The sequence below is a fragment of the Candidatus Methylomirabilota bacterium genome (assembly GCA_035260325.1).
Lineage (GTDB): Bacteria > Methylomirabilota > Methylomirabilia > Rokubacteriales > CSP1-6 > AR19.
In genome coordinates this window covers 1-18,839 of the sequence record DATFVL010000167.1, presented here as the reverse complement: position 1 = coordinate 18,839, position 18,839 = coordinate 1, and the positions used below count along the sequence as shown (strand labels likewise).

At 71.6% G+C, this 18,839-nt stretch carries 24 protein-coding genes; 4 read left to right on the top strand and 20 right to left on the bottom strand.

Annotation, left to right across the window (positions count from 1 at the left end):
- Window positions 1–854: 854 nt before the first annotated feature.
- Together VKG64_11075 and VKG64_11070 are read right to left on the bottom strand one after the other, a co-directional pair.
- Window positions 855–1,727 (bottom strand): LLM class F420-dependent oxidoreductase, encoded by an 873-nt coding sequence (locus VKG64_11075; GenBank protein ID HKB25585.1) that lies wholly within the window; start codon window positions 1,725–1,727, stop codon window positions 855–857.
- 1 nt (window position 1,728) lies between these two features.
- Window positions 1,729–2,091, bottom strand: coding sequence for a hypothetical protein (locus VKG64_11070; protein ID HKB25584.1), 363 nt, complete (start codon window positions 2,089–2,091; stop codon window positions 1,729–1,731).
- A gap of 153 nt (window positions 2,092–2,244) precedes the next feature.
- Here VKG64_11070 and VKG64_11065 point away from each other — a divergent pair, with 153 nt between their 5' ends.
- Window positions 2,245–2,481 carry a hypothetical protein gene (locus tag VKG64_11065; GenBank protein HKB25583.1) on the top strand — a complete coding sequence of 79 codons (237 nt, stop codon included), beginning with the start codon at window positions 2,245–2,247 and terminating at the stop codon, window positions 2,479–2,481.
- On the opposite strand, the gene VKG64_11060 is transcribed toward VKG64_11065, so the two are convergent.
- Genes VKG64_11060 through VKG64_11035 form a run of 6 tightly spaced genes read right to left on the bottom strand, consistent with a single transcriptional unit; the run spans window position 2,478 to window position 7,597 of the window.
- On the bottom strand, window positions 2,478–3,128 hold the full coding sequence (locus tag VKG64_11060) for a hypothetical protein (GenBank protein HKB25582.1): 651 nt from the start codon (window positions 3,126–3,128) through the stop codon (window positions 2,478–2,480). The genes VKG64_11065 and VKG64_11060 overlap by 4 nt on opposite strands.
- 20 nt (window positions 3,129–3,148) lie before the next feature.
- Window positions 3,149–3,865 (bottom strand): ABC transporter ATP-binding protein, encoded by a 717-nt coding sequence (locus VKG64_11055; protein HKB25581.1) that lies wholly within the window; start codon window positions 3,863–3,865, stop codon window positions 3,149–3,151.
- Between the two features lie 15 nt (window positions 3,866–3,880).
- The gene (locus VKG64_11050) at window positions 3,881–4,585 is read right to left on the bottom strand and encodes an ABC transporter ATP-binding protein (GenBank protein HKB25580.1); all 705 of its coding nucleotides are present in this window, start codon (window positions 4,583–4,585) and stop codon (window positions 3,881–3,883) included.
- A complete protein-coding gene (locus VKG64_11045) occupies window positions 4,585–5,511 on the bottom strand; it encodes a branched-chain amino acid ABC transporter permease (protein ID HKB25579.1) in 927 nt (308 codons plus the stop codon). The genes VKG64_11050 and VKG64_11045 overlap by 1 nt, the downstream gene beginning before the upstream one ends.
- Window positions 5,508–6,386 carry a branched-chain amino acid ABC transporter permease gene (locus tag VKG64_11040; protein ID HKB25578.1) on the bottom strand — a complete coding sequence of 293 codons (879 nt, stop codon included), beginning with the start codon at window positions 6,384–6,386 and terminating at the stop codon, window positions 5,508–5,510. The genes VKG64_11045 and VKG64_11040 overlap by 4 nt, the downstream gene beginning before the upstream one ends.
- A gap of 23 nt (window positions 6,387–6,409) precedes the next feature.
- A complete protein-coding gene (locus tag VKG64_11035; GenBank protein HKB25577.1) occupies window positions 6,410–7,597 on the bottom strand; it encodes an amino acid ABC transporter substrate-binding protein in 1,188 nt (395 codons plus the stop codon).
- Between the two features lie 92 nt (window positions 7,598–7,689).
- On the opposite strand from VKG64_11035, the gene VKG64_11030 reads away from it, so the two are divergent.
- A complete protein-coding gene (locus VKG64_11030; protein HKB25576.1) occupies window positions 7,690–8,874 on the top strand; it encodes a CoA transferase in 1,185 nt (394 codons plus the stop codon).
- Between the two features lie 43 nt (window positions 8,875–8,917).
- Here the strand turns inward: VKG64_11030 and VKG64_11025 are convergent, their stop codons facing one another.
- The 8 genes from VKG64_11025 to VKG64_10990 all read right to left on the bottom strand — a co-directional run bounded on the left by VKG64_11025 (window position 8,918) and on the right by VKG64_10990 (window position 13,799).
- Window positions 8,918–9,415 (bottom strand): hypothetical protein, encoded by a 498-nt coding sequence (locus tag VKG64_11025; GenBank protein ID HKB25575.1) that lies wholly within the window; start codon window positions 9,413–9,415, stop codon window positions 8,918–8,920.
- Between the two features lie 192 nt (window positions 9,416–9,607).
- Window positions 9,608–10,000 carry a RidA family protein gene (locus VKG64_11020; protein ID HKB25574.1) on the bottom strand — a complete coding sequence of 131 codons (393 nt, stop codon included), beginning with the start codon at window positions 9,998–10,000 and terminating at the stop codon, window positions 9,608–9,610.
- A gap of 24 nt (window positions 10,001–10,024) precedes the next feature.
- On the bottom strand, window positions 10,025–11,179 hold the full coding sequence (locus VKG64_11015; GenBank protein HKB25573.1) for a YncE family protein: 1,155 nt from the start codon (window positions 11,177–11,179) through the stop codon (window positions 10,025–10,027).
- A 9-nt stretch (window positions 11,180–11,188) separates the two neighbouring features.
- Window positions 11,189–11,710 (bottom strand): carboxymuconolactone decarboxylase family protein, encoded by a 522-nt coding sequence (locus tag VKG64_11010; GenBank protein ID HKB25572.1) that lies wholly within the window; start codon window positions 11,708–11,710, stop codon window positions 11,189–11,191.
- Between the two features lie 36 nt (window positions 11,711–11,746).
- Window positions 11,747–12,004, bottom strand: coding sequence for a hypothetical protein (locus VKG64_11005; GenBank protein HKB25571.1), 258 nt, complete (start codon window positions 12,002–12,004; stop codon window positions 11,747–11,749).
- 24 nt (window positions 12,005–12,028) lie between these two features.
- Window positions 12,029–12,871 (bottom strand): crosslink repair DNA glycosylase YcaQ family protein, encoded by an 843-nt coding sequence (locus tag VKG64_11000; protein HKB25570.1) that lies wholly within the window; start codon window positions 12,869–12,871, stop codon window positions 12,029–12,031.
- Window positions 12,872–12,901: 30 nt separating this feature from the next.
- Complete coding sequence (locus VKG64_10995; protein ID HKB25569.1) at window positions 12,902–13,384, bottom strand: GNAT family N-acetyltransferase; 483 nt, start codon at window positions 13,382–13,384, stop codon at window positions 12,902–12,904.
- A gap of 7 nt (window positions 13,385–13,391) precedes the next feature.
- Window positions 13,392–13,799, bottom strand: a complete 408-nt coding sequence (locus tag VKG64_10990) for a hypothetical protein (protein HKB25568.1) — start codon at window positions 13,797–13,799, stop codon at window positions 13,392–13,394.
- 45 nt (window positions 13,800–13,844) lie between these two features.
- Here VKG64_10990 and VKG64_10985 point away from each other — a divergent pair, with 45 nt between their 5' ends.
- Both VKG64_10985 and VKG64_10980 read left to right on the top strand, forming a co-directional pair.
- Entirely contained in the window at window positions 13,845–13,991 is a 147-nt protein-coding gene (locus VKG64_10985; protein HKB25567.1) for a hypothetical protein, read from the top strand.
- A 103-nt stretch (window positions 13,992–14,094) separates the two neighbouring features.
- On the top strand, window positions 14,095–15,177 hold the full coding sequence (locus VKG64_10980; GenBank protein ID HKB25566.1) for a GGDEF domain-containing protein: 1,083 nt from the start codon (window positions 14,095–14,097) through the stop codon (window positions 15,175–15,177).
- Between the two features lie 19 nt (window positions 15,178–15,196).
- Here VKG64_10980 and VKG64_10975 read toward each other — a convergent pair whose 3' ends face one another.
- The 4 genes from VKG64_10975 to VKG64_10960 all read right to left on the bottom strand — a co-directional run.
- Complete coding sequence (locus VKG64_10975; GenBank protein ID HKB25565.1) at window positions 15,197–15,604, bottom strand: pyridoxamine 5'-phosphate oxidase family protein; 408 nt, start codon at window positions 15,602–15,604, stop codon at window positions 15,197–15,199.
- A complete protein-coding gene (locus tag VKG64_10970) occupies window positions 15,604–16,455 on the bottom strand; it encodes an alpha/beta hydrolase (GenBank protein HKB25564.1) in 852 nt (283 codons plus the stop codon). The genes VKG64_10975 and VKG64_10970 overlap by 1 nt, the downstream gene beginning before the upstream one ends.
- Window positions 16,452–17,006 carry a hypothetical protein gene (locus VKG64_10965; protein ID HKB25563.1) on the bottom strand — a complete coding sequence of 185 codons (555 nt, stop codon included), beginning with the start codon at window positions 17,004–17,006 and terminating at the stop codon, window positions 16,452–16,454. Before VKG64_10965 ends, VKG64_10970 begins: the two co-directional genes overlap by 4 nt.
- Window positions 17,007–17,010: 4 nt before the next feature.
- Window positions 17,011–18,839 (bottom strand): molybdopterin cofactor-binding domain-containing protein (locus VKG64_10960; GenBank protein ID HKB25562.1); only part of this gene is annotated, 1,829 nt, incomplete at its 5' end.

Here is an 18,839-nt window from a genome sequence, read left to right as displayed (position 1 = left end):
CCTACTGGTACTACTGTGCCGACTTCAAGGCCTACTGGCCCTACGTCAAGGAATGTCCTGGAGGCTGGCAAAAGGTCGTCCCGCAGACGACACCATCCAGGCAGTGAGAGTGAGTTCGTGGACGACGGGCTCAAGCCTGTCAGGCCGCGGTAGTCTCTTGCGGGGCCGCGAGAGATCGATCCTGACACTGGGGCCGTTCGGCGGTGCGAGAATCAGGTCCGAGCCCGACAGCCACAAGATGCGACCCACAAAGCGCGCGATCTCGGAGCGCGTCGCGCGCGTACGTCAGCAGGTCGACAAACAGTTCCGGCGAGTTCATCCGTCGGAAGCGGAGAGGACGACCCCGGTCGGGGCGCGTCTGGCGCGGCTCGCCAGGATTTCTCCGCCCCTCCGTAGTTGCCAGGCTTCGACGCCTCCGCGCCTGCTCGCATGTGCGTGTCCCAGGAAGCGCTCTGACCGGCGCCGCGAGCAGGCCAGAGCGCCAGGGTCACGAGCATGACGACTCGCAGGAACGAGCGCCAGTTGCAGCTCACGCTGAAGATCACACGCCAAGCCTAGGCGACCAAGTCGGCCGAACCCGTGTTCCAGTAAGGAGAACCGGTGCCCAAATAGTGCCTATCCAGGGTGTCGCTCGGTATGCTTCACAGTAACTCGGTAGCTGTTCAGGTGGGCGGCTCGGTGATCGGGAACTCGGTGTCACCATTGACGTGTGATCGTATACGCTCACTACATGTCACTCCGTATCGAAGCGGGGAAGGCGCGGCCTGAACCGCCTGGCAGTCTTGGGGTCAGGGGTTCGAATCCCCTCAGCTCCACCAAACTTCTCGACACGTCCTTCCGAGGCCAGGCGCGAGTCAGTCGCGCAATCGCGCGATCACGTTCTTCCCGTAGCGCAACACGTCGTCGGGCGTCGTGACCTGCGCGGGCAGCCCGGCGGCCGAGCTCACGGGCACGGCCACGCGCGTCACTCCGAGCTTCGCCAGGCCCTCGATCTCCGCCGGCTCCGGCGGCGCGGACACGGTGATCTCGATGTCCGCCGGATTCCGGCCCGCCTCGACGGCCGCGCGCCGCATCTCGGCCAAGAGCTCGGCCGGCGCGCCGCGCGCGGGGAAATAGCCATCGCCGAGGCGCCCGGCTCTCCGTGCGGCGGCCCTCGTGTCACCGCCGACGATGATAGGGATCCGGCGATCGGCGGGGAGTGGCCGGCAGAACACCTCGCTGAACGAGACGAAGCGCCCCTTGAAGCTCGCGCGTTCCTGGCTCCAGAGGACGCGCATGGCGGCGACGTACTCGTCGGTGCGCGGTCCCCGGTCCTCGAACGGGACGCCCAGGCTCGCGAACTCTTCAGCGAGCCAGCCCACGCCGATTCCCAGGAGCACGCGGCGCCCGCCCGCCAGGTGATCGAGCGTGGCCGCCGCCTTGGCGGTGACGACGGGATTGCGCTGCGGCAGGATCAGGATCGCGGTCCCCAGCTTGATCGTCCGCGTGGCGGAGGCGATGTACGCCAGCCAGATCAGCGGATCCGGGATCGGGAAGTCCTCCAGCCCCGATCCCATGCGGCCGGTGGGCGAGTACGGATACCGGGACTGGTACCCGTGCGGCACGACGACGTGCTCGACCGTCCAGATCGAATCGAACCCGGCCGCCTCGGCGGCCTGGGCCAGCTCGACCGCCGCGGGGCCGCTCGCGTAGCGGCCGAGACTCGCGTACCGCAATCCGAACTTCATCTCACGGTCCTTCCTGCGAGATCAGATCGAACGACGTCACCGCCAGCTCGTAGCTCTCGTGGTCGGCGAGCGGCGGCAGCTTGAAGAACGCGCGCCCGTGGGGCACCACGTTGCCCCAGACCGCCGCGACGCTCTCGCGGACGACGCGTCCGGAGCCGTCCTTCACCTGCACGCGCAGCCGGACGTTGGTGACGCGCCAGCGCGAGTCGTTGTAGACGTAACCCTCCACGCCCGGCCGCATCGTGGGCGGCAGTCGCGCCCATTCGATCCGGAACGTTTGGGGCTGCGGGCTGCCCGGCTCCTGGGCGAGGGCGGGCGCGCCGCACAGGAGGGCCGTCAGCGCGAGCAGAAGGGATCGGCGCATCGTGGCGCGAGCCTATCCGGGTAGAATGAGCCGAGTCAAGGAGCGAGAGGGGCGGGCGCGATGACCATCCTCTACAACAAGAGCGGCTGACCCACCTGCACCAACGCGAGAGAGGCTCTCTCGCGCCGGGGCGTCGCCTTCGAGAGCCGCCTGGTGGACGCTTCACCGGTGGACCGGGCGGCCACGCTGGCGCTCGCAAATGGCGCGCGGACGCTCCTCGTGAAGTCGGGCGACGGGGTCCTACGCGTCGACGGGCCCTTGAGCGACGACGTCATCGCGCGCCACCTCGTGCACGAGGACGGCTTCCTCCGCGTGCCGGTCCTCGTGCTGGGCGACGTGCTCGTGCGCGGCTACACCGAGGCGCTCTACCGCGAGGCGCTCGGCCTCTAGTCGAGAACGGTCGCGGTGAGCGTCAGGAGGGTCTCGCCGCCGCTCTGGCGCTGGCCGAAGCCGAGGATCTGGCGGGTCAGCTCGTGCACCGACGTCGTGGCGCCGCCGATCACGACCGGTCGGCCGTTCGTCACGACGAGCTCGGTCGCCGCCTGGGTGACCTCGATGACGCCGGCGCTCTCGGCCGAGAACCAGCTGATCGAGGGCATCACGCGCACCCGCACTTGATTCCCTGGCAGGACCGTCGCGCGCACCTTCAGCGACGTCCCGACGTCCCGCCACTCGACCGAGCTCGCGATGAGGCCCGCGCCCGTCAGCCAGTCGCGGTAGAAGGCCACCTGAGGATACGGCACCGAGCTTGCGACGAGCAGCGTGGACTCGCCGCCGTCCTGGACGATCGTGAAGATCCCGGTCGTCTGCGTCACGCGCCGCTCGCCCGACTCGACGCCGACCTTGCCAGACGGGCGCGCGCCGCGTTCCGTGATGATCACGCGCCCGCCGCCCTGGACCGCGTCGCGGCTCTGCGTGCCCGACCGGCGGACGTCGAGGGTCACCTTGACCTGCTTGCCCGTCTGCGCGGCGATCGCGACGGGCCACGCGACGGCGAGGAGCGCGAGCGCCACGGCGGGCCGCGCGGGGGTCACCATGGACACAGCGTAGCCGAAGCCTAGCCGCCGAGGTAGAGGCGTTTGACCTCGGGGTCGGCCAGGAGCGCGGTCCCCGCCCCCTCGAAGCGGTTCCGCCCGAGCTCGAGCGCGTAGGCGCGGTCGGCGATCGCGAGCGCGCGCGCCGCGTTCTGCTCGACCAGCATCAGCGTGTAGCCGGCGCGCTTCATCTCGACGAGCTTGTCGAAGATCAGCGTGACGAACTTCGGCGCCAGCCCGAGCGAGGGCTCGTCGAGGAGGACGAGCCGCGGCGACGTCATCAGCGCCCGGCCGATCGCGACCATCTGCTGCTCGCCGCCCGACATCGTCCCGGCCTTCTGGCGCCGGCGCTCGAAGAGCACGGGGAAGAGCGCGTAGACGGCCTCGAGGGCGGCCGCGACCTTTGCGCGGTCCGCCACGATGTAGGCGCCCATCTCGAGATTCTCGAGCACCGTCATCTGCGGGAAGACGAGCCGGCCCTGCGGGACGTAGGCGAGCCCGCGCCGGAGCACGAGGTCGGGCCGGATGCCGGTGATCTCCTCGCCGTTGAAGACGACGCGCCCGCTCTTCGGCCGCAGGAAGCCGACGATCGTCTTGAACGCGGTAGACTTCCCCGCGCCGTTCGGCCCGATCACGCTCACGAGCTCACCCGCGTTCACCCCGAGCGAGACGTCGTGCAGGATGTCGAGCTTGCCGTAGCCGGCCGTGATCCCGTACGCGGTCAGGAGCGGCGCGCTCACGCCCGGACCCGGAGCTCAGCGACCGAAGTAGGCTTCAATGACGCGCTCGTCGGTCTGGATGACGCCCGGGGGCCCCGCGGCGATCTTCTCGCCGTGGTCGAGGACGAACACCGTCTCGCAGAGGCCCATGACGACCTTCATGTCGTGCTCGACGAGGAGGACCGTCTTCCCCGCGTCGCGGAGGCGGCGGACCGCGTCGAGGAGGTCGTTCAGGAGCGTGGGGTTCACGCCGCCGGCCGGCTCGTCGAGGAGGATGAGCGAGGGGTCGCGCATCAGGACCCGGACGAACTCCACGAGCTTCTGCTGGCCGTAGGAGAGGTTGCCCGCGTACTCGTCGCGGAGGCCCGCGAGCTTTACGAACGCGAGCAGCTCGACCGCGCGCTCGCGCGCCGCCGCGAGACTGCCGCGGGTGACGACCAGGAGGTTCTCGAGCGCGGACAGCTCGGGGAACACGCGGATCACCTGGAAGGTGCGGCCGATCCCGCGCTGCGCGATCTGCCAGGGCTTGAGCCCGTCGATGCGCTCGCCGTTGAAAGCGACGCGGCCCGCGTCGAGCCGCTCGATGCCCGTGATGCAGTTGAAGAGGGTGGTCTTGCCCGAGCCGTTCGGCCCGATGAGGCCGTAGATCCGCCCCGCCTCGAGCGCGAGGGAGACGCCGTCCACCGCCAGGACGCCGCCGAAGCGCTTGCTGAGACCGTCGAGCTCGAGTGCCAGCGGCATCAGATGGTCCTGGGCAGCCGGTATCGGATCTGGAGCAGTCCGAGCACGCCGCGTGGCATCAGCAGCACGACCACGATGATGATCGCGCCGAAGAGGAGCGGGTAGACGTACGGGTAGCGCGCCCAGACGACTTCCTGGGCGACGAAGAGCACGACGGCGCCCAGCACCGGCCCCCACACGGTGCCCTTGCCGCCGAAGAGCACCATCACGATCATCGTGATCGTCGTCGCCAGCGGAAAGACGCTGATCGGCTCGATGTAGCCCTGGTCGCGCGCGGTGAGGGCGCCGGCGACGCCCGGCCCCGCCGCCGAGAGGAGGAAGGCGTACAGCTTGTGCCGCGCGGTGTCGATCCCCATCGCCTCGGCGGCCACCTCGTCCTCCCGGATCGTCATCAGGCGCAGCCCGAACCGCGACGTGATGATCACGTACGTCGCCAGCGTCACGAGCGCCGCGCTCGCCCCCATGACGTAATAGATCGGCACGGTCGCGTCGAGCGTCGGCAGCGAGAGCCCGTTACCGCCGCCCGTCAGCCCCTCGAAGTACGACACGAGCGCGCGCAGGACCTCGTTGAGGCCGAGCATCGCGATCGCAAAGTAGGGCCCCTTGAGCCGGAGGCACGGGTAGCCGATCACGAGCGCCAGGACGCACGCGGCGAGCCCGCCCGCGAGCGCGGCCGCGCCCCACGACCACCCGGCCTTGGCGACGAGGATCGCCCCGGTGTAGGCGCCCGCGCCGAAGAACGCGACGTGGCCGAACGACACGTAGCCGGTGAGGCCCGAGATCAGGTTCCAGGAGCCGGCCAGCACGATCCACATGAAGACCTGCAGCGTCGCCCGCACGCCGTAGCCGCTCGCGAACTCGGGGTACACGACGAGCGCGGCCACGACGGCGGCCAGCGCCACGAGGGCCGCGCTCCGGTGCCTCACGTCTGCCGGCCTCCGAGGAGCCCGGCCGGCCGGACGAGCAGGACGAGCACCAGGAGCACGTAGGCCACGACCTCCGAGAGCTGCGTCGTGAGGAACAGGGACGCCACCTGCTCGATCAGCCCGAGCAGGATCCCGCCGAGCAGCGCGCCGGGGTAGTTGCCGGCCCCGCCGAGGACGATGACGAGGAAGGATTTGAAGGTCCAGATCTGGCCCATCTCGGGCTGGATGGCGACGATCACCGCGATCAGGGCGCCGCCGGCGGCCGCCAGGGCGGCGGCCAGGCCGAAGGTGAAGAGATGGATGCGCTGGACGTTGATCCCGCAGACCATCGCCACCTCGCGACTCTGCGAGGTGGCGCGAATCGCCTTGCCGAGCCGGGTCCATTGCAGGAACGAGAACGCCAGCCCCGTCAGCGCGCCGGCAAAGACGAAGGCAACGAGCCGCGCCTTTGAGAGCGCGAACGGTCCCACCAGCCACGCGCCCGTCAGGTACTCGACCGAGCGCAGGTCGGAGGTGAAGGCCAGCTGCGCCAGGTTGACCAGCGCGATCGAGATACCGAAGGTGAGCAGCAGCGACGACAGCTCCGGCGCGTCCACCACCCGGAAGACGAGCGTCCGCTCGAGCAGCGCGCCGACCACGAAGAGCGCCAGCATGCTGACCGGCACCGTCAGGAACGGGTTGATGCCGAGCGCGCTGTAGAGGAAGTAGGTGGCGTACGCCCCGAGCATCAGTAGCGGCCCGTGGGCGATGTTGATGATGCGCATGACGCCGAAGATCAGCGCCAGGCCGAGCGCCACCATGGCGTAGAGCGCGCCCGACAGGATGCCGGAGATGACCACCTGCCCCAGCATCGAGGGGGTGACGAAGACGTTCACAGAGCGGCGCTAGTAGATGAGGCTCAGCGCTGGTTCCAGGGCGGTGTCGGGAACCGCGGCTTCAGCTGCGCCAGCTCGTCCGGCCAGACGACGGCCTTCTTGCCCTCGTGCCACTGGAAGGTCACCATCTTGTGCGCCAGCTGGAAGCCGTCTGCGTCCACCTTGTAGTCGCCGAAGACCGTCCGCACCTCGAGCTTGAGGAGCTGCTCGCGCACGCGGTCGGCGTCGAGCGTGCCCGCGCGCTTGACGGCCTCGGCGTAGATGAGGCAGCCGCCATACCCCGCGGTCGAGTGGTACGACGGCTCGTGGCCGAACTCCTTCTTGTACGCCTCGAAGAAGTCCTTGTTGCCGGGGTAGGGCAGGGCGGGCTCCCACTGCGTGGCGCCGTAGATGAACTCGGCGTTGGTCTTGAGCGTGTCGTAGAACTCCGGCAGGTCGCCGCCCACCGTCACGCCGTACGCCTTCGGGTTCACGTCCAGCTCGCGCATCTGGCGCGTGAGGGCCACCGCGTCGTCGAAGTAGGTGGCGGCGGCGAGCACGTCGGGGTTGAGCGACTTGATCTTGGTGAGGAGCGCGGAGAAGTCGGTGGTGCCCTTGGGGTAGGCCTCCTGGAAGACGACCTGCATCCCCTTCTTCTTGGCGATCTCGACGGCGCCCGCGGCCGCCGCCTTCGAGAAGAGCGTGTCCTCGTTCACGATGGCCACGGTCTTGAGGCCCCGCTTGGCCGCGATGTCGATCAGCCCTTCCAGGTAGACCTCGGCGGGCGAGATCACCATGAAGATGTAGTAGCGCTTCTTGTCCGGCGGCCGCTTGAAAATGGACGTCGTGGCGGCGAGCGGCGCCACCATGACCTTCTTGTACTTCTCGGTCACGTTGGCGGACGCCTCCGTCACCGGCGACGAGTACGGCCCCATGACGCCGTCCACCTTGTCTTCGGTGATGAGCTTCTCGTAGAGCCGGACGGCGGTCGCCGGGGTCGACTGGTCGTCGTACACGACGAACTCGACCTTGCGCCCGAGCAGGCCGCCCTTCGCGTTCAGGTCCTTCTCGCAGAGCTTGTAGCCTTCGTGCTGGTTCTTGCCGAGCTTCGCGTAGGTCCCGGTGAGCGAGAGCGAGGCGCCGATGCGGATCGGGCCCTGCGCCTCTCCGGAAATCCCACCGACGAGCACGGCGATCGCGGCGCTGAGCACGCCGAGGGTCTTCGCGGTCATTCGAGAGCCTCCTCCACGAGAGATGGAGCCCACCACCGATAGCATCCGTGGCTTTGACGTGTCAAGGCGGGCCTCGGTACACTCGGTTCCTGATGACAGGCGCGCTCGACGGCCTCCGCGTCCTCGACCTCTCGAACCAGCTCTCGGGCCCCTACTGCGCGATGCTGCTCGGCGACCTCGGCGCCGACGTGATCAAGGTGGAGCACCCGCGGGGCGGCGACAACGCCCGCGCCGGCGCGCCCCACGTCGGCGGCGAATCGGTGCCGTTCATGACCACCAACCGCAACAAGCGCTCGATCACCGTGGACCTCAAGACGCCCGAGGGCCGGGCGATCGTGCAGCGGCTCGCCGCGCGCGCCGACGTCGTGCTCGAGAACTGGCGGCCGGGCACGGCGGCGCGCCTCGGCCTCGGCTACGAGGCGGTGCGCGCGGCGAACCCGCGCGTCGTCTACTGCTCGATCTCGGGCTTCGGCCAGACGGGACCGTACGCGCCGCGCGGGGGCTTCGACCGGATCGCGCAGGGGATGTCGGGCCTCATGTCCATCAACGGCGACGAGGATGGGCCGCCACTCGTCGTGCCGATCCCGATCTGCGACATCGGCACCGGCATGTTCGGGCTGATCGGCGTCCTCGCGGCGCTCGCCCACCGCGACCGCACGGGCGAGGGCCAGCGCGTGGACGCCTCGCTCCTCGAGACGCCGATCGCGTGGTCGGTCTACGAGGCGGCGCACGTCTTCGCCACGGGCCAGGCGCCCGCGAAGCTCGGCCCGGGCCACCGCACGAACGCCCCGTACCAGGCCTTCCGCACGGCGGACGGCTGGATCAACGTCGGTGGCGGCTCGCAGTCGCTCTGGCGGGACGTCTGCAAGGTCCTCGACGCGGAGCCCCTCCTCGACGACCCGCGCTTCGCGACGCCGGCGCTGCGCGTGCAGCACCGGAAGGAGCTCGAAGCGCTGCTCCAGCCCCGGTTCCTCGAGAAGCCGTCGTCCGTGTGGCTCGAGAAGTTCGAGGCGGTCGGCGTGCCGGCGGGCCCCATCCTCACCTACGACCGGGTCTTCGAGGACCCGCACGTGCGGCACCGCGAGATGGCCGTCGAGGTCGAGCACCCGGTCGCCGGCACGACGCGGGTGCTCGGCGTGCCGATCAAGCTCTCGCGGACGCCCGGCGCCGTGCGCCGGCCCGCGCCGACGCTCGGCCAGCACACCGAGGAGGTCCTGCGCGAGGTCGGCTACGACCCGGCGACGATCGCGGACCTGCGCGCTCGGAAAGTCGTCTAGGAGCGTTGCCTCGGAGGGGGCCGTCGAGGCCCCCCTCCGGTCGCTACTCGCGGAACTCCTGGTCGAGGATCTCGCGGATGAAGCGGTCGATCGAGACGGGATAGAAACGCACGTCCGGCGAGACGATGACGCCCGTGTTGATGACCTCGCGCTGCGCCAGCTCCTCCAGCACCCGCTCCAGGTGGCCCTCCGGGTCGCGCTCCTGGCGCCGGATCTTCAGGTCCTCGCTCTCGAGCGCCACGCGCGACGCGTAGCGGAAGCTGAACATGCGGGCGACGAGCCGCCGGTCCATCAGCTCGGTCTCGCCGAAGATCTCCCCGTAGGTGGGCCCGGCGCTCCCGGGCGCCAGGACGAGCCGGGGCGACACCTTGATGCGCCCCCGCACCTCCACCGCGCGGTTCGGCTGGTCGCGCTCCTCGCCGACGAGGATGTAGGGCAGCACGTGGTAGCCGCTGATGATCCCCGTCAGCGGCTTCCGCACCACCCGCGTCGTCTCGAAGACGTGGCGGAGGAATTCCAGATCTTGCCATTCCTCGGTCATGCGATGTAGTGTACCAGCGGCATGGACCAGCGGCCGCAGCGCGCGCTGAGCGCGTCCCCCGGATTCAAGGCATGGGTCCACGTGTGCGAGCGCTGCGGCGCCCGCATGGAAGAGCGCCAGTGCAAGATCATCTGCCCCAATTGCGGGAGCTATCGGGACTGTAGCGATCCCTGATCCGCCCGCCCGGTCTCGCTAGATCACCGCGATCGCCTCGACCTCGATCATGTAGTCCGGATGCGCCAGCGCCGCGACCTGGACGAGCGTCGAGGCGGGGAGCGTGTCGCCGAATACCTCACCGCGGATCGCGCCGAAGTCGGCGCGATAGCGGATGTCGGTCACGTAGCTGTTGAGCTTGACGACGTTCTCCGGCTTGCCGCCGGCGGCCTTGACCTGCGCGACGACCGAGCGGAACACCTCCCGCGCCTGGGCCTTGAAGTCGCCCGGGTGGGCGACGCCGCCCTTCTTGTCGTAGGAGACCTGGCCCGCCACGAACACGACGGCCTGGGCGCCGCTCACGCGGATCACCTGGCTGTAGGTCGGCGGGTCCCAGACGCTCTTCGCCGCGAGCCTCTCGATCTTCGCCATCGTCTCTCCTCTCGGGTGTGATCGCTAGGGCGCGACGCGGATCGAGGCCGGGTGGCCCTTGACCTTGATCCGCGTACCCGTGTCCTCGAGCCCCGCCCCCGTCACGCGGAAGACCTGGAGCTCCTGCTCGACATAATTCTGCACGTAGAGATACTTCCCGTCGGGCGTGAAGGTGACGCCCTGCGTGTTGCGGCCCGTCGCCGCCTCGGCGACCTTCGTCGCCTTGGTGCCGGCGAGCGAGTAGAGCAGGAGCCGCCCCTGCTCGGCGCGCATCGGATGGGTCTTCGGCCGGTTCGTCCCGTTCTGGAGCGCGACCGCCAACCACTTGCCGTCGGGCGAGAACGCGAGCCCCTCGGCCCCGACGCCCACCGTGATGTACTCCACCGCGCGGATCGGGCGCACCGTCATGTCGATGAGCGTCACCGTGTCCACGTCCACGCCGAGCCCCTGGTTGCCGACCGCGGCGAGCCGCCCGTCCCGCGAGATGTCGAGGGGGTACGGGCCGAAGCCCACCGTGATGTCCTGCTTGGCGTACTCGAGCTTCGCCCCGTCGAGGGTCAGCACCGCGACCTTGCCCTCGCCGCGCTTGGTGGCGAGCACCCACTTGCCGTCGGGGCTCACCGCCGCGTGGCTCACGAGCGACTTGGCGTCGCCGACCTTCACCGTGGACACGAGCGCGACGGTCTTGCCGCTGATCGTCAGCAGCGACACGCCGCCGTCGTCGGGATGGGCGACGACCGCGAGCGTGCCGGCGCGGTTCACCGAGAGGCCGCACGGCCGGCTCGGCATCGCGAGCCTGGCGATGACCCTCGGCGGCGAGGCCTCGAGGTCCACGACCTGGAGCTCGTCGTGCGAGACGAGCTTGGTCTTGTCGTTCGGGTCGGCCTTCACGGGGCACGACACGAGCGCGAGCCTCTCGTCGGGCGTCAGCGCGACGCCCAGCGGCGGGCCGATGACGCTGGTGTTGGTCTCGATCTCCGCGATCGCGCGGGGCGGGAAGCTCCGCGCGTCGAGGATCGTGAGCGTGTCGGCCGGCATGGGGTCGGCGACCTTGTAGACGCCCTCGATGTTCGGGTACTTGCCGTCGTTGGCGGACAGGATGAGATGACCGGCCGACGCCGCGCCGGCGAGGCCGAGCAGCGCGGCGAGGGTGGCGAGAGCCGTGAGCGCGCGTGTCATGCGAGCCTCCTAGCGTACCGTCTGCGGGTGCCTGGGGGCGCCGCCGGGGGCCGGTGACCAGTCCACGGGGGCGATGTCGTGCATGTCGGTCTCGAGCTGCAGCGTGTCGGCGATCTTCGTGTAGCTCGAGAACATCTGGGTGACGCCGAGGATCTCCATGACGCCGCCGGGGCCGACGCCGGCGCGGCGCATCTCGCCCAGGTGGAACTCGGTGCCGAAGGCCGAGCGCGTCGTGACCGAGACCGCGAACGCGAGCGCCTCCTTGAACCGGCGCTTGAGGCGGTTGTCGGCGAAGGCCCGGCGGGTCGCCGCCCACACCTCGGCGAGGTAGCCCGGGTCGGCGGCGAGGCGCATGAACGGCGCCGGCACGGCGCGGTTGTAGAAGGCCCGGATCTCGGCGAAGACCGCCTCGGCGTCGGCGCTCGTCTCGGGGGGCTCGAGCGACGCGAGGGGGGAGTCGGCGACGACGTTGAGCGCGTTCGTGATCCCGACCAGCAGCGCGGCCTCGTACCAGACCGCGTCGCCCGTCATCCCCTGCAGCTTCCCGGCTGCAGTGTGGCCGTGCACTCAGTACACGCAGGCGTTGACGCCGCTCACGACCGCCGCGACCATCTCCTTCTCGGCGCGGGTCCACTCGCCGGGCGCCATCGCGCGCTTCATCGCGCGGCCGTGGGGCCCGCCGAACTCCGGGTCCCACGCCATCACGCGGCTCATCGCCGGCGGCTGCGCGAAGTCGTGGCCGAACCACGCCTTCGAGAGCTCGAAGAGCTTGCGGGCGGCCTCCGGGTATTCCGACGCGTCCCTGAGCCTCACCGTCGTCGCCATGCTGATTCCTCCCTCGACGTCACGCTACGCGTGGACGATGAAGCGGCCGGGCCAGCCGTCCACCTCGCAGCCGGCCCTGAGCGCCTTCGCCTCGACGAGCCGGCCCACCGCGCGAGCGATCTCCTCGGGGCGGAGCCCGAACAGCCGCGCGAGGCTCCGCTCGGTCGTGTAGGCCGCGCCGCGGACGTAGCGCTCGATCACGCGCTCGACGGCCGCCTCTCGCCGCATCCGGCGGCCCTCCGCCGTCGCCTCGGGGAGCCAGGCCTCGAGCAGGTCCCAGCGGTACGAGAAGGTCGGCTCGTACCGCTCCTCGGTCTTCACCACCCAGAGCCCCTGCTGGAGCTCGGCCATCGCGCGCTCGACCTCGCGGGTCTTCGACGGCTCGAGCATGAACGTGTTCGCGCGGAGCCCGCGCGTGTACTGCGGGTGCTCGCGCGTGAGCGTGTCCATCAGCCGCCGCGCCGTGTGCGACAGGCGCCCCGCGGCGTACTCCTCCCGGTAGTCCCGGGCGCGCTGCCGCCCGCGCGCGAGGGCGTAGAAGGCCGGGAACACGTCGAGCGCGACGAGCACCGGCCGGGCCCGGAGGAGCTTGCCGTAGTACACCCGCTTCTTCGCGGGCAGCGTGTCCTTCAGCTCCCACGTGAGCCCGATGCCCGCGTCGTGGTGCGAGCGGCGCGGCCAGCGCGGGTTCTCGCGGCCGACCACCGCCTCCCACAGGCACGCCACGCCCTCCGGGAAGCGGTAGAAGGTCGAGCACACGCCGACGTCCTCGACGAACGCGAGCGCCGCGCGCTCGCTCCCGACCCGGAGCGCCGGCAGCCGCCGGAACGCCCGGTCGCGCCGCCGCTCGAGACTCTCGGCCGTCACCTGGGGCCCTCCCTGGGGGCGGAGTGTACGTCAGACCGGGCGCTCGAAACAGTACTCGCGTGACTGGTTGAGGTCGTCGGGTGGCGTCCGCTCGCCGGTCTGGCGGAAGTCCATCCGCCGGTACAGGCGGTGCGAGTCCTCGAAGCGCGTGTCGGACCAGAGCACGAGCCGCGTGACGCCTCGGCCTCGACACCACGCGAGCACTTCCTCGACGAGGGCGCGGCCGGTCCCCCGGCCGCGCAGGTGTGCGTCGAGATAGAGCCGGTGGAGCTCGGCGGCCATGCCGTCGAGCCGCTCGACGCCGACCGAGCCGACGACCGCGCCGCCGTCCCGCGCGACGAAGAACGCGCCGCGGGGCGGGGCATAGTGGCGCTCGAACGCGAGGAGGTCGGGGAGTTCCGTAGGCGGATCGAACACGAAGCCGTATTCGGCGAAGACGCGGCCGATGAGCGCGATGACGGCCGGGACGTCCGCGGCCCCGGCCGGCGAGATGGCGGGGGCGGACAGGGCCACCGCGGCCTCAGCGCGGGCGGTCGGAGATCTTGAGCGCAAGCGCGCGCAGCCGCTCGAGCGTCTGCGGCGAGAGGAGCGCGGCGAACGCCGCCGGGTCGGACGGCGCGCGCTCGAGGGCCTCGTTGAGCTTCGCCACGTCGCCGCCCGTGCCCTGCGCGAGATCGCCAAAGATCTGCGCCGCGAGCTCGTAGAACTCCTGCGCGAGCTGCGGCGAGCCGCCCACCATCCCCTGGACCTGCCGGTCGATGCCGGCGGCCTGCGCGTTCCCCGAGATCGCCGGGCCGCGCAGCGCCGGATCGCGCAGCATCCTGAGCGTCACGGCGAGCGCCTCCTGGCTCGCGGGATCGAGCGTCTGCGCCGCGAGGGGCGGCGCGGCGCAGAGGAGGGCGAGGCTCAGGACGAGCGCGATGCGCATCGCGCTTATTGACCACCTTTCGCGCCCTGTTGTAAAGTGCGCCGCATGAAGAAGACGGCCAAGCGAAAGTCAGCCCCGAAGAGCAAGGCCCGAGCGAAGAAGCCCGCGGCGAGGAAGCCGCCGGCGGCGACCTACGAGCCCAAGCCGCTCCAGACCACCGGCTGGGCGCCGTTCCGCTACCCGCTCCAGTAAGCTGAGACGGCTCGCCCCGCACCTCCTGCCCGGCGGTCTCCTGCTGCTGGGCGCGGCCGCGGCCCTCGGCTCCGCGCCGTTCCGGGAGTCGGCCGCCGCGCTGGTGCCCGCCACGTCCTGGGTCGTGTTCGCCGCGGGCGCGCTCCTCGGCTGGCGCTTCGGCCGGAGCGCGCTCGTCGGGGCCCTCGTCGTCCTCTTCGTCGCCGAGCGCACGCTCGCCCTCCTCGCCCCGGCGGGCGGCCCCGCCGCCGGCCAGGCACGGGTCGTCTTCACCGCACTGGCGCTCCTGGTCCCGCTCGACCTCGCCGGCATCGCGTGGCTGGCCGAGCGCGGGATCGGCGTGTGGGCGCTCGGCCTGCTGGCCGCGGAGCCGCTGGCGGTCGCGCTCCTGGTCCGGCCCGAGCTCGCGGGCGTCGCCGCGGCGCTCGAGCGCGGCGCGTGGACGCCGCTCTCCGGGCCCGTGCTCCTCGCGTTCGCCCTCGCCCTCGCGGCGACGGCGGCGTGCTTCGTCCTGCGCCGGACCATCATCCAGTCGAGCTTCGTGTGGGCGGTGGCGGCGACGCTGCTCGCCTTCACCGCGGGGGGCGGCGGCACGGCCGCGAGCCTCTACCTCGCCGCGGCCGGCCTGGTCCTCGTCGTCTCGCTCATCGAGACCTCGCACCGGATGGCCTACCTGGACGAGCTCACCGGCCTCCCCGGCCGCCGCGCGCTCGACGAGGCGCTCGGGCGGCTCGGCGGCGACTACGCGATCGCCATGGTGGACATCGATCACTTCAAGCGCTTCAACGACGAGCACGGCCACGACGTGGGCGACCAGCTCCTCAGGAAGCTCGGCGCGGCGCTCGAGGACATCGGCGGCGGCGGGCGGGCCCACCGCTACGGGGGCGAGGAGTTCGCCGTCCTCTTTCCGGGCGGCTCGGTCGGGGAGGCGCTGCCGCACCTCGAGGCCTTCCGGAAGGCGATCGAGCGCTCGACGTTCACGCTGCGCGGGGGGAACCGCCCCGCGAAGAAGCCGAAGCATCCGCGGCCGTCCGGCGGACGCCGGCGCCTCGCCGTCACGGTCTCGATCGGCGTCGCCGGGCCGCGTGGCGACGGCGCCCTCCCCGACGACGTGATCCGCACCGCGGACGAGGCGCTCTACCGCGCGAAGAACTCGGGGCGGAACCGGACCTCCACGGCGGGGTAGATGCGCCGGGAGGTGTCCCCTATCTCAAGCCCCAGCTGAACACCCGCACCGGGGTCACCTCGACGACGACCGAGTCCGACGCGTCGAGCGCGGCCTCGCTGTGGTACTGGGGATACTTCCGGTAGAGCCGCGCGCGGATCTTCCTGAACTTCGCCCCGCGCCGGATCAGCGCCGCGCGCCCCTGGACCATCGCCCCCGCGAGGTGCGTCCAGTCCTCGGCGTAGAGGTCCACGGTGAGCGCGATGCGCGGGTTCTCGGCGAGGTTCAGCGCCTTCTTGCCGTCGTGGCCCGAGGCGAAGTAGATCCTGCCGCCCGCGACCACCTGGCAGACCGGGACGAGGTGCGGCACGCCGCGGCGGCCCACCGTCGCGACGCGACAGACCCGCTCCCGGTCGATCAGCCGCGCGACCTTCTTCGTCAGGCGCATCAGCGCACCCCGCCGAACTTGAGCACCGCGTCGATCACGACGTCGGGCCGCTCCTCGGGGATGTAATGGCCGCACTCGGGCACGGCGAAGCCCTCCACCGTGGCGGCACAGCGCGCCCGCCAGACGCCGAGCATGTCGGGCGCCTGCGCGGCCCTGGCCCCGCCCCAGAGCACGAGCGTCGGGACGCCGATCTTCTTGTCGCGGTCGGCGCCGTCGTGCTCCATGTCGAGCGTCGCGCCCGCGCGGTAGTCCTCGAACCCCGCGCGCATCGCGCCCGGCTGGCGGAAGCAGCGCACGTACTCCTGGACCGCCTCCTCCTCGATCGCGGCCGGATTGTGGGCACCCGACCGGTACATGGAGCGCAGGTAGACGTCCTCGCGCCCGGCGGTGAGGGCCTCGGGCAGGTCGGGCACCTGGTGGAAGAACCAGTGCCAGCGGGCGCGCGCGCTCTTCATGTCGGTGGACGTGAAGACGTCGTAGGTCGGCGCGATGTCGAGGATCACGAGGCGCGTGAGGAGCGCCGGGTGATCGAGGGCGAAGCGGTGGGCGACGCGCCCGCCCCGGTCGTGGCCGACGAGGACCACGGGACCGATGCCGAGCGCGGTGATCACGTCGGCGACGTCGGCGGCCATCGTGCGCTTGTCGTAGCCCGCGGCGGGACGGTCGGAGTCGCCGTAGCCGCGGAGGTCCGGCGCCACGACGGTGAAGCGCTCGGCGAGCGCGGCGAGCACCTTGCGCCACATGTGGCCCGTCTGCGGGTAGCCGTGGAGCAGCACCAGGCCCGGGCCCCGCCCGAGCCGCCGGTAGTGGATCCGCACCCGGTCGCGCGTGGTCACGACGTTCCGGATCATGCGTAGAGCCGTCCTTTCTGCAGTCGCCGGTGGCAGAGGAAGAGCGTCAGCTCGACCGCGCGCGCGGAGACGCCGAGGCGCCGCGCGTGACGCCGGAGCTCGGCGAGATAGTCGAGCCAGTCGCGGAGCGCGAACCCGCGCCCCGCGGGCTTGCGGCGGAAGCGCCCGAGCCCGAACAGGAGCTGCCAGGCGCGGATGTCGAGGACGCCGTAGCGCCGCGGGGCCACGAGCGTGAGGATCGCCGAGGCCGTCGGCACGCTCACGCCGTGGAGCCCGGTGAGGAGCTCCATGCGCCGCCGCTCACTCCGGGTCGCGAAGACCGCGCGCGACACGCGGCGGATCGCCGCGGCGGAGTTGCGGCGGCAGTGGCGGATCGCGCGCGGGCTCTTCCAGCGGCACATCGCCAGGAACTCGGCGCGGGTGAACCGGCCGCTGCGCTTCACGTGGCGGAGCTCGGCGACGAGCGCGGCCGTCGCGGGCTCCTCGCCGACGACGAGCTCCCGCGCGAGCAGGGCCGCCAGGCTCCGATAGGGCACGCGCCTGAGCCCCATCGCCTCACGCGCGCGCGCCCGAGAGCGCGGCGAGGACGCGCTCGGCGGTCACGGGTTGATCCGTGATCATCGCGTTCCATGGCGCCAGAGCGTCGTTCACGGCGTTGAGGATCGCCGCGGGCGCGCCCGCGGTTCCCCCTTCTCCCGCGCCCTTGTAGCCGCCGGCGAGCCCGGGCGCGGGCGTCTCGAGGTGGTGAACCTCGATCGGCGGCAGGTCGGCGGCGCTCGCCACCGCGTAGTCCATCAGGGTCGCCGTGAGGAGCTGGCCCGCGTCGTCGTAGACGCAGTGCTCCCAGAGCGCGCCGCCGATCCCCTGCGCCACGCCGCCCTGCACCTGGCCGTCGACGAGCGCCGGGTTCACGAGCGTCCCGCAGTCGTCCACCGCGACGTACTTGAGCACTCGGACGCGCCCCGTGTCGCGGTCCACCTCGACCATCGCCAGGTGAGCGCCGTTGGTGAAGGTCCAGGCGCCCGGATTCGTGTAGTGGACCGTCGCCTCGAGGCTCGGCTCGACGCCGCGCAGCTCGTTCGACCGGAAGTGGACGGCCCGGGCGAGGTCGCCGAGCGCGAGGGTCCTGTCGGTGCCGCGCACCGTCGCTCGGCCGTCGCGGAGCTCGACGTCGGCCTCGTGGGTCTCGAGCAGCGCCGCGGCGACGCGCCGCACGCGCTCGCGGAGGGCGCGCGCGGCGAGGAGCGTCGCGCTCCCGCCGATCGGCATGCCGCGGCTCGCCCACGTCCCGCCGCCGTAGGGCACGAACGCGGTGTCGCCGGAGACGACGGCGATCGCCTCGAGCGGCACGCCGAGCTCGTCGGCGACGATCTGGGCGAGCGCCGTACGCGTGCCCTGCCCCTGGTCGGTGAGCCCCGTGAGGACGGTGACGGCGCCCGACGGCTCCACGCGCACCGTCGTCCCCTCCTGTCCCGAGATCGGCGCGCCGCCGATGCCGTAGAACTGCGCGCCCGGGCCGGTCAGCTCGACGAAGCACGCGAGCCCGATGCCGGGGAGGCGCCCCGCCGCGCGCCGCCGCCGCTGCTCGCGCCGCAGCTCGTCGTAGCCCGCCTTCGCGAGGAGCGTCTCGAGCGCCGCCAAGTAGCTCCCGCTGTCGTAGACGTTGCCCGTCGCGGAGGTGTACGGGAACTCGTCGGGGCGCACGAGGTTCCGGCGCCGCACCTCCGCCGGGTCGAGCCCGAGGTCGCGCGCGATCAGCTCGACCATGCTCTCGGTCACGGCCGCGGCGATGGGGTGGCCGACGGCGCGATACTGCGAGGTGATCCCCTTGTTCTGCGCGACGACCCTGAGCGTCGCGTCGTAGTGGCGCAGCCGGTACGGACCCGGCAGGAGGCGCAGGACCTGGCCGCCCTCGACCACGCTCGAGCGCGGGTAGGCGGAGTAGGGGCCGACGGCCGCCGTGATCGCCGCGCGCATGGCGGTGAGCGTCCCGTCGGCCTCGGCCGCCACCTCGATCGCCACCGTCTGCTCGCGCGCGTGGATGTCGGCGAGGAAGGACTCGCGCCGCGTCGCGATCCACTTCACGGGCCGGCCGAGCACCACCGCGAGGGCGCAGGCCGCCATGTCGTCCTGGTAGACGTGGATCTTGATCCCGAAGCTCCCGCCCACGTCGGGCGCGACGACCCGCACGCGCTGCTCGGGCAGGCCGAAGAGGTCGGCGACGATCGCCTGCATCATGTGCGGGACCTGCGAGGAGATCCAGAGGGTGAGCGCGCGCGTCGCGGGCTCGTAGTCGGCGACGAGGCTCCGCGGCTCGAGGGGCACGCCGGTGTGGCGGCCGATCCGGAACGTCCGCCGCCAGACGCGGGGCGCCGCGCCGAGGG

Excerpts from the sequence above, each read along its gene's own strand:
- VKG64_11030 (HKB25576.1), top strand. The coding sequence starts at position 7,690 with ATGACAGGCGCGCTCGACGGCCTCCGCGTCCTCGACCTCTCGAACCAG.
- VKG64_11060 (HKB25582.1), bottom strand. The coding sequence starts at position 3,128 with ATGGTGACCCCCGCGCGGCCCGCCGTGGCGCTCGCGCTCCTCGCCGTC.
- VKG64_10975 (HKB25565.1), bottom strand. The coding sequence starts at position 15,604 with ATGCGCCTGACGAAGAAGGTCGCGCGGCTGATCGACCGGGAGCGGGTC.
- VKG64_11005 (HKB25571.1), bottom strand. The coding sequence starts at position 12,004 with ATGGCGACGACGGTGAGGCTCAGGGACGCGTCGGAATACCCGGAGGCC.
- VKG64_11075 (HKB25585.1), bottom strand. The coding sequence starts at position 1,727 with ATGAAGTTCGGATTGCGGTACGCGAGTCTCGGCCGCTACGCGAGCGGC.
- VKG64_10990 (HKB25568.1), bottom strand. The coding sequence starts at position 13,799 with ATGCGCATCGCGCTCGTCCTGAGCCTCGCCCTCCTCTGCGCCGCGCCG.
- VKG64_11020 (HKB25574.1), bottom strand. The coding sequence starts at position 10,000 with ATGGCGAAGATCGAGAGGCTCGCGGCGAAGAGCGTCTGGGACCCGCCG.
- VKG64_10965 (HKB25563.1), bottom strand. The coding sequence starts at position 17,006 with ATGGGGCTCAGGCGCGTGCCCTATCGGAGCCTGGCGGCCCTGCTCGCG.
- VKG64_11015 (HKB25573.1), bottom strand. The coding sequence starts at position 11,179 with ATGACACGCGCGCTCACGGCTCTCGCCACCCTCGCCGCGCTGCTCGGC.
- VKG64_11050 (HKB25580.1), bottom strand. The coding sequence starts at position 4,585 with ATGCCGCTGGCACTCGAGCTCGACGGTCTCAGCAAGCGCTTCGGCGGC.
- VKG64_10985 (HKB25567.1), top strand. The coding sequence starts at position 13,845 with ATGAAGAAGACGGCCAAGCGAAAGTCAGCCCCGAAGAGCAAGGCCCGA.
- VKG64_10970 (HKB25564.1), bottom strand. The coding sequence starts at position 16,455 with ATGATCCGGAACGTCGTGACCACGCGCGACCGGGTGCGGATCCACTAC.
- VKG64_11035 (HKB25577.1), bottom strand. The coding sequence starts at position 7,597 with ATGACCGCGAAGACCCTCGGCGTGCTCAGCGCCGCGATCGCCGTGCTC.
- VKG64_11010 (HKB25572.1), bottom strand. The coding sequence starts at position 11,710 with ATGACGGGCGACGCGGTCTGGTACGAGGCCGCGCTGCTGGTCGGGATC.
- VKG64_11025 (HKB25575.1), bottom strand. The coding sequence starts at position 9,415 with ATGACCGAGGAATGGCAAGATCTGGAATTCCTCCGCCACGTCTTCGAG.
- VKG64_11070 (HKB25584.1), bottom strand. The coding sequence starts at position 2,091 with ATGCGCCGATCCCTTCTGCTCGCGCTGACGGCCCTCCTGTGCGGCGCG.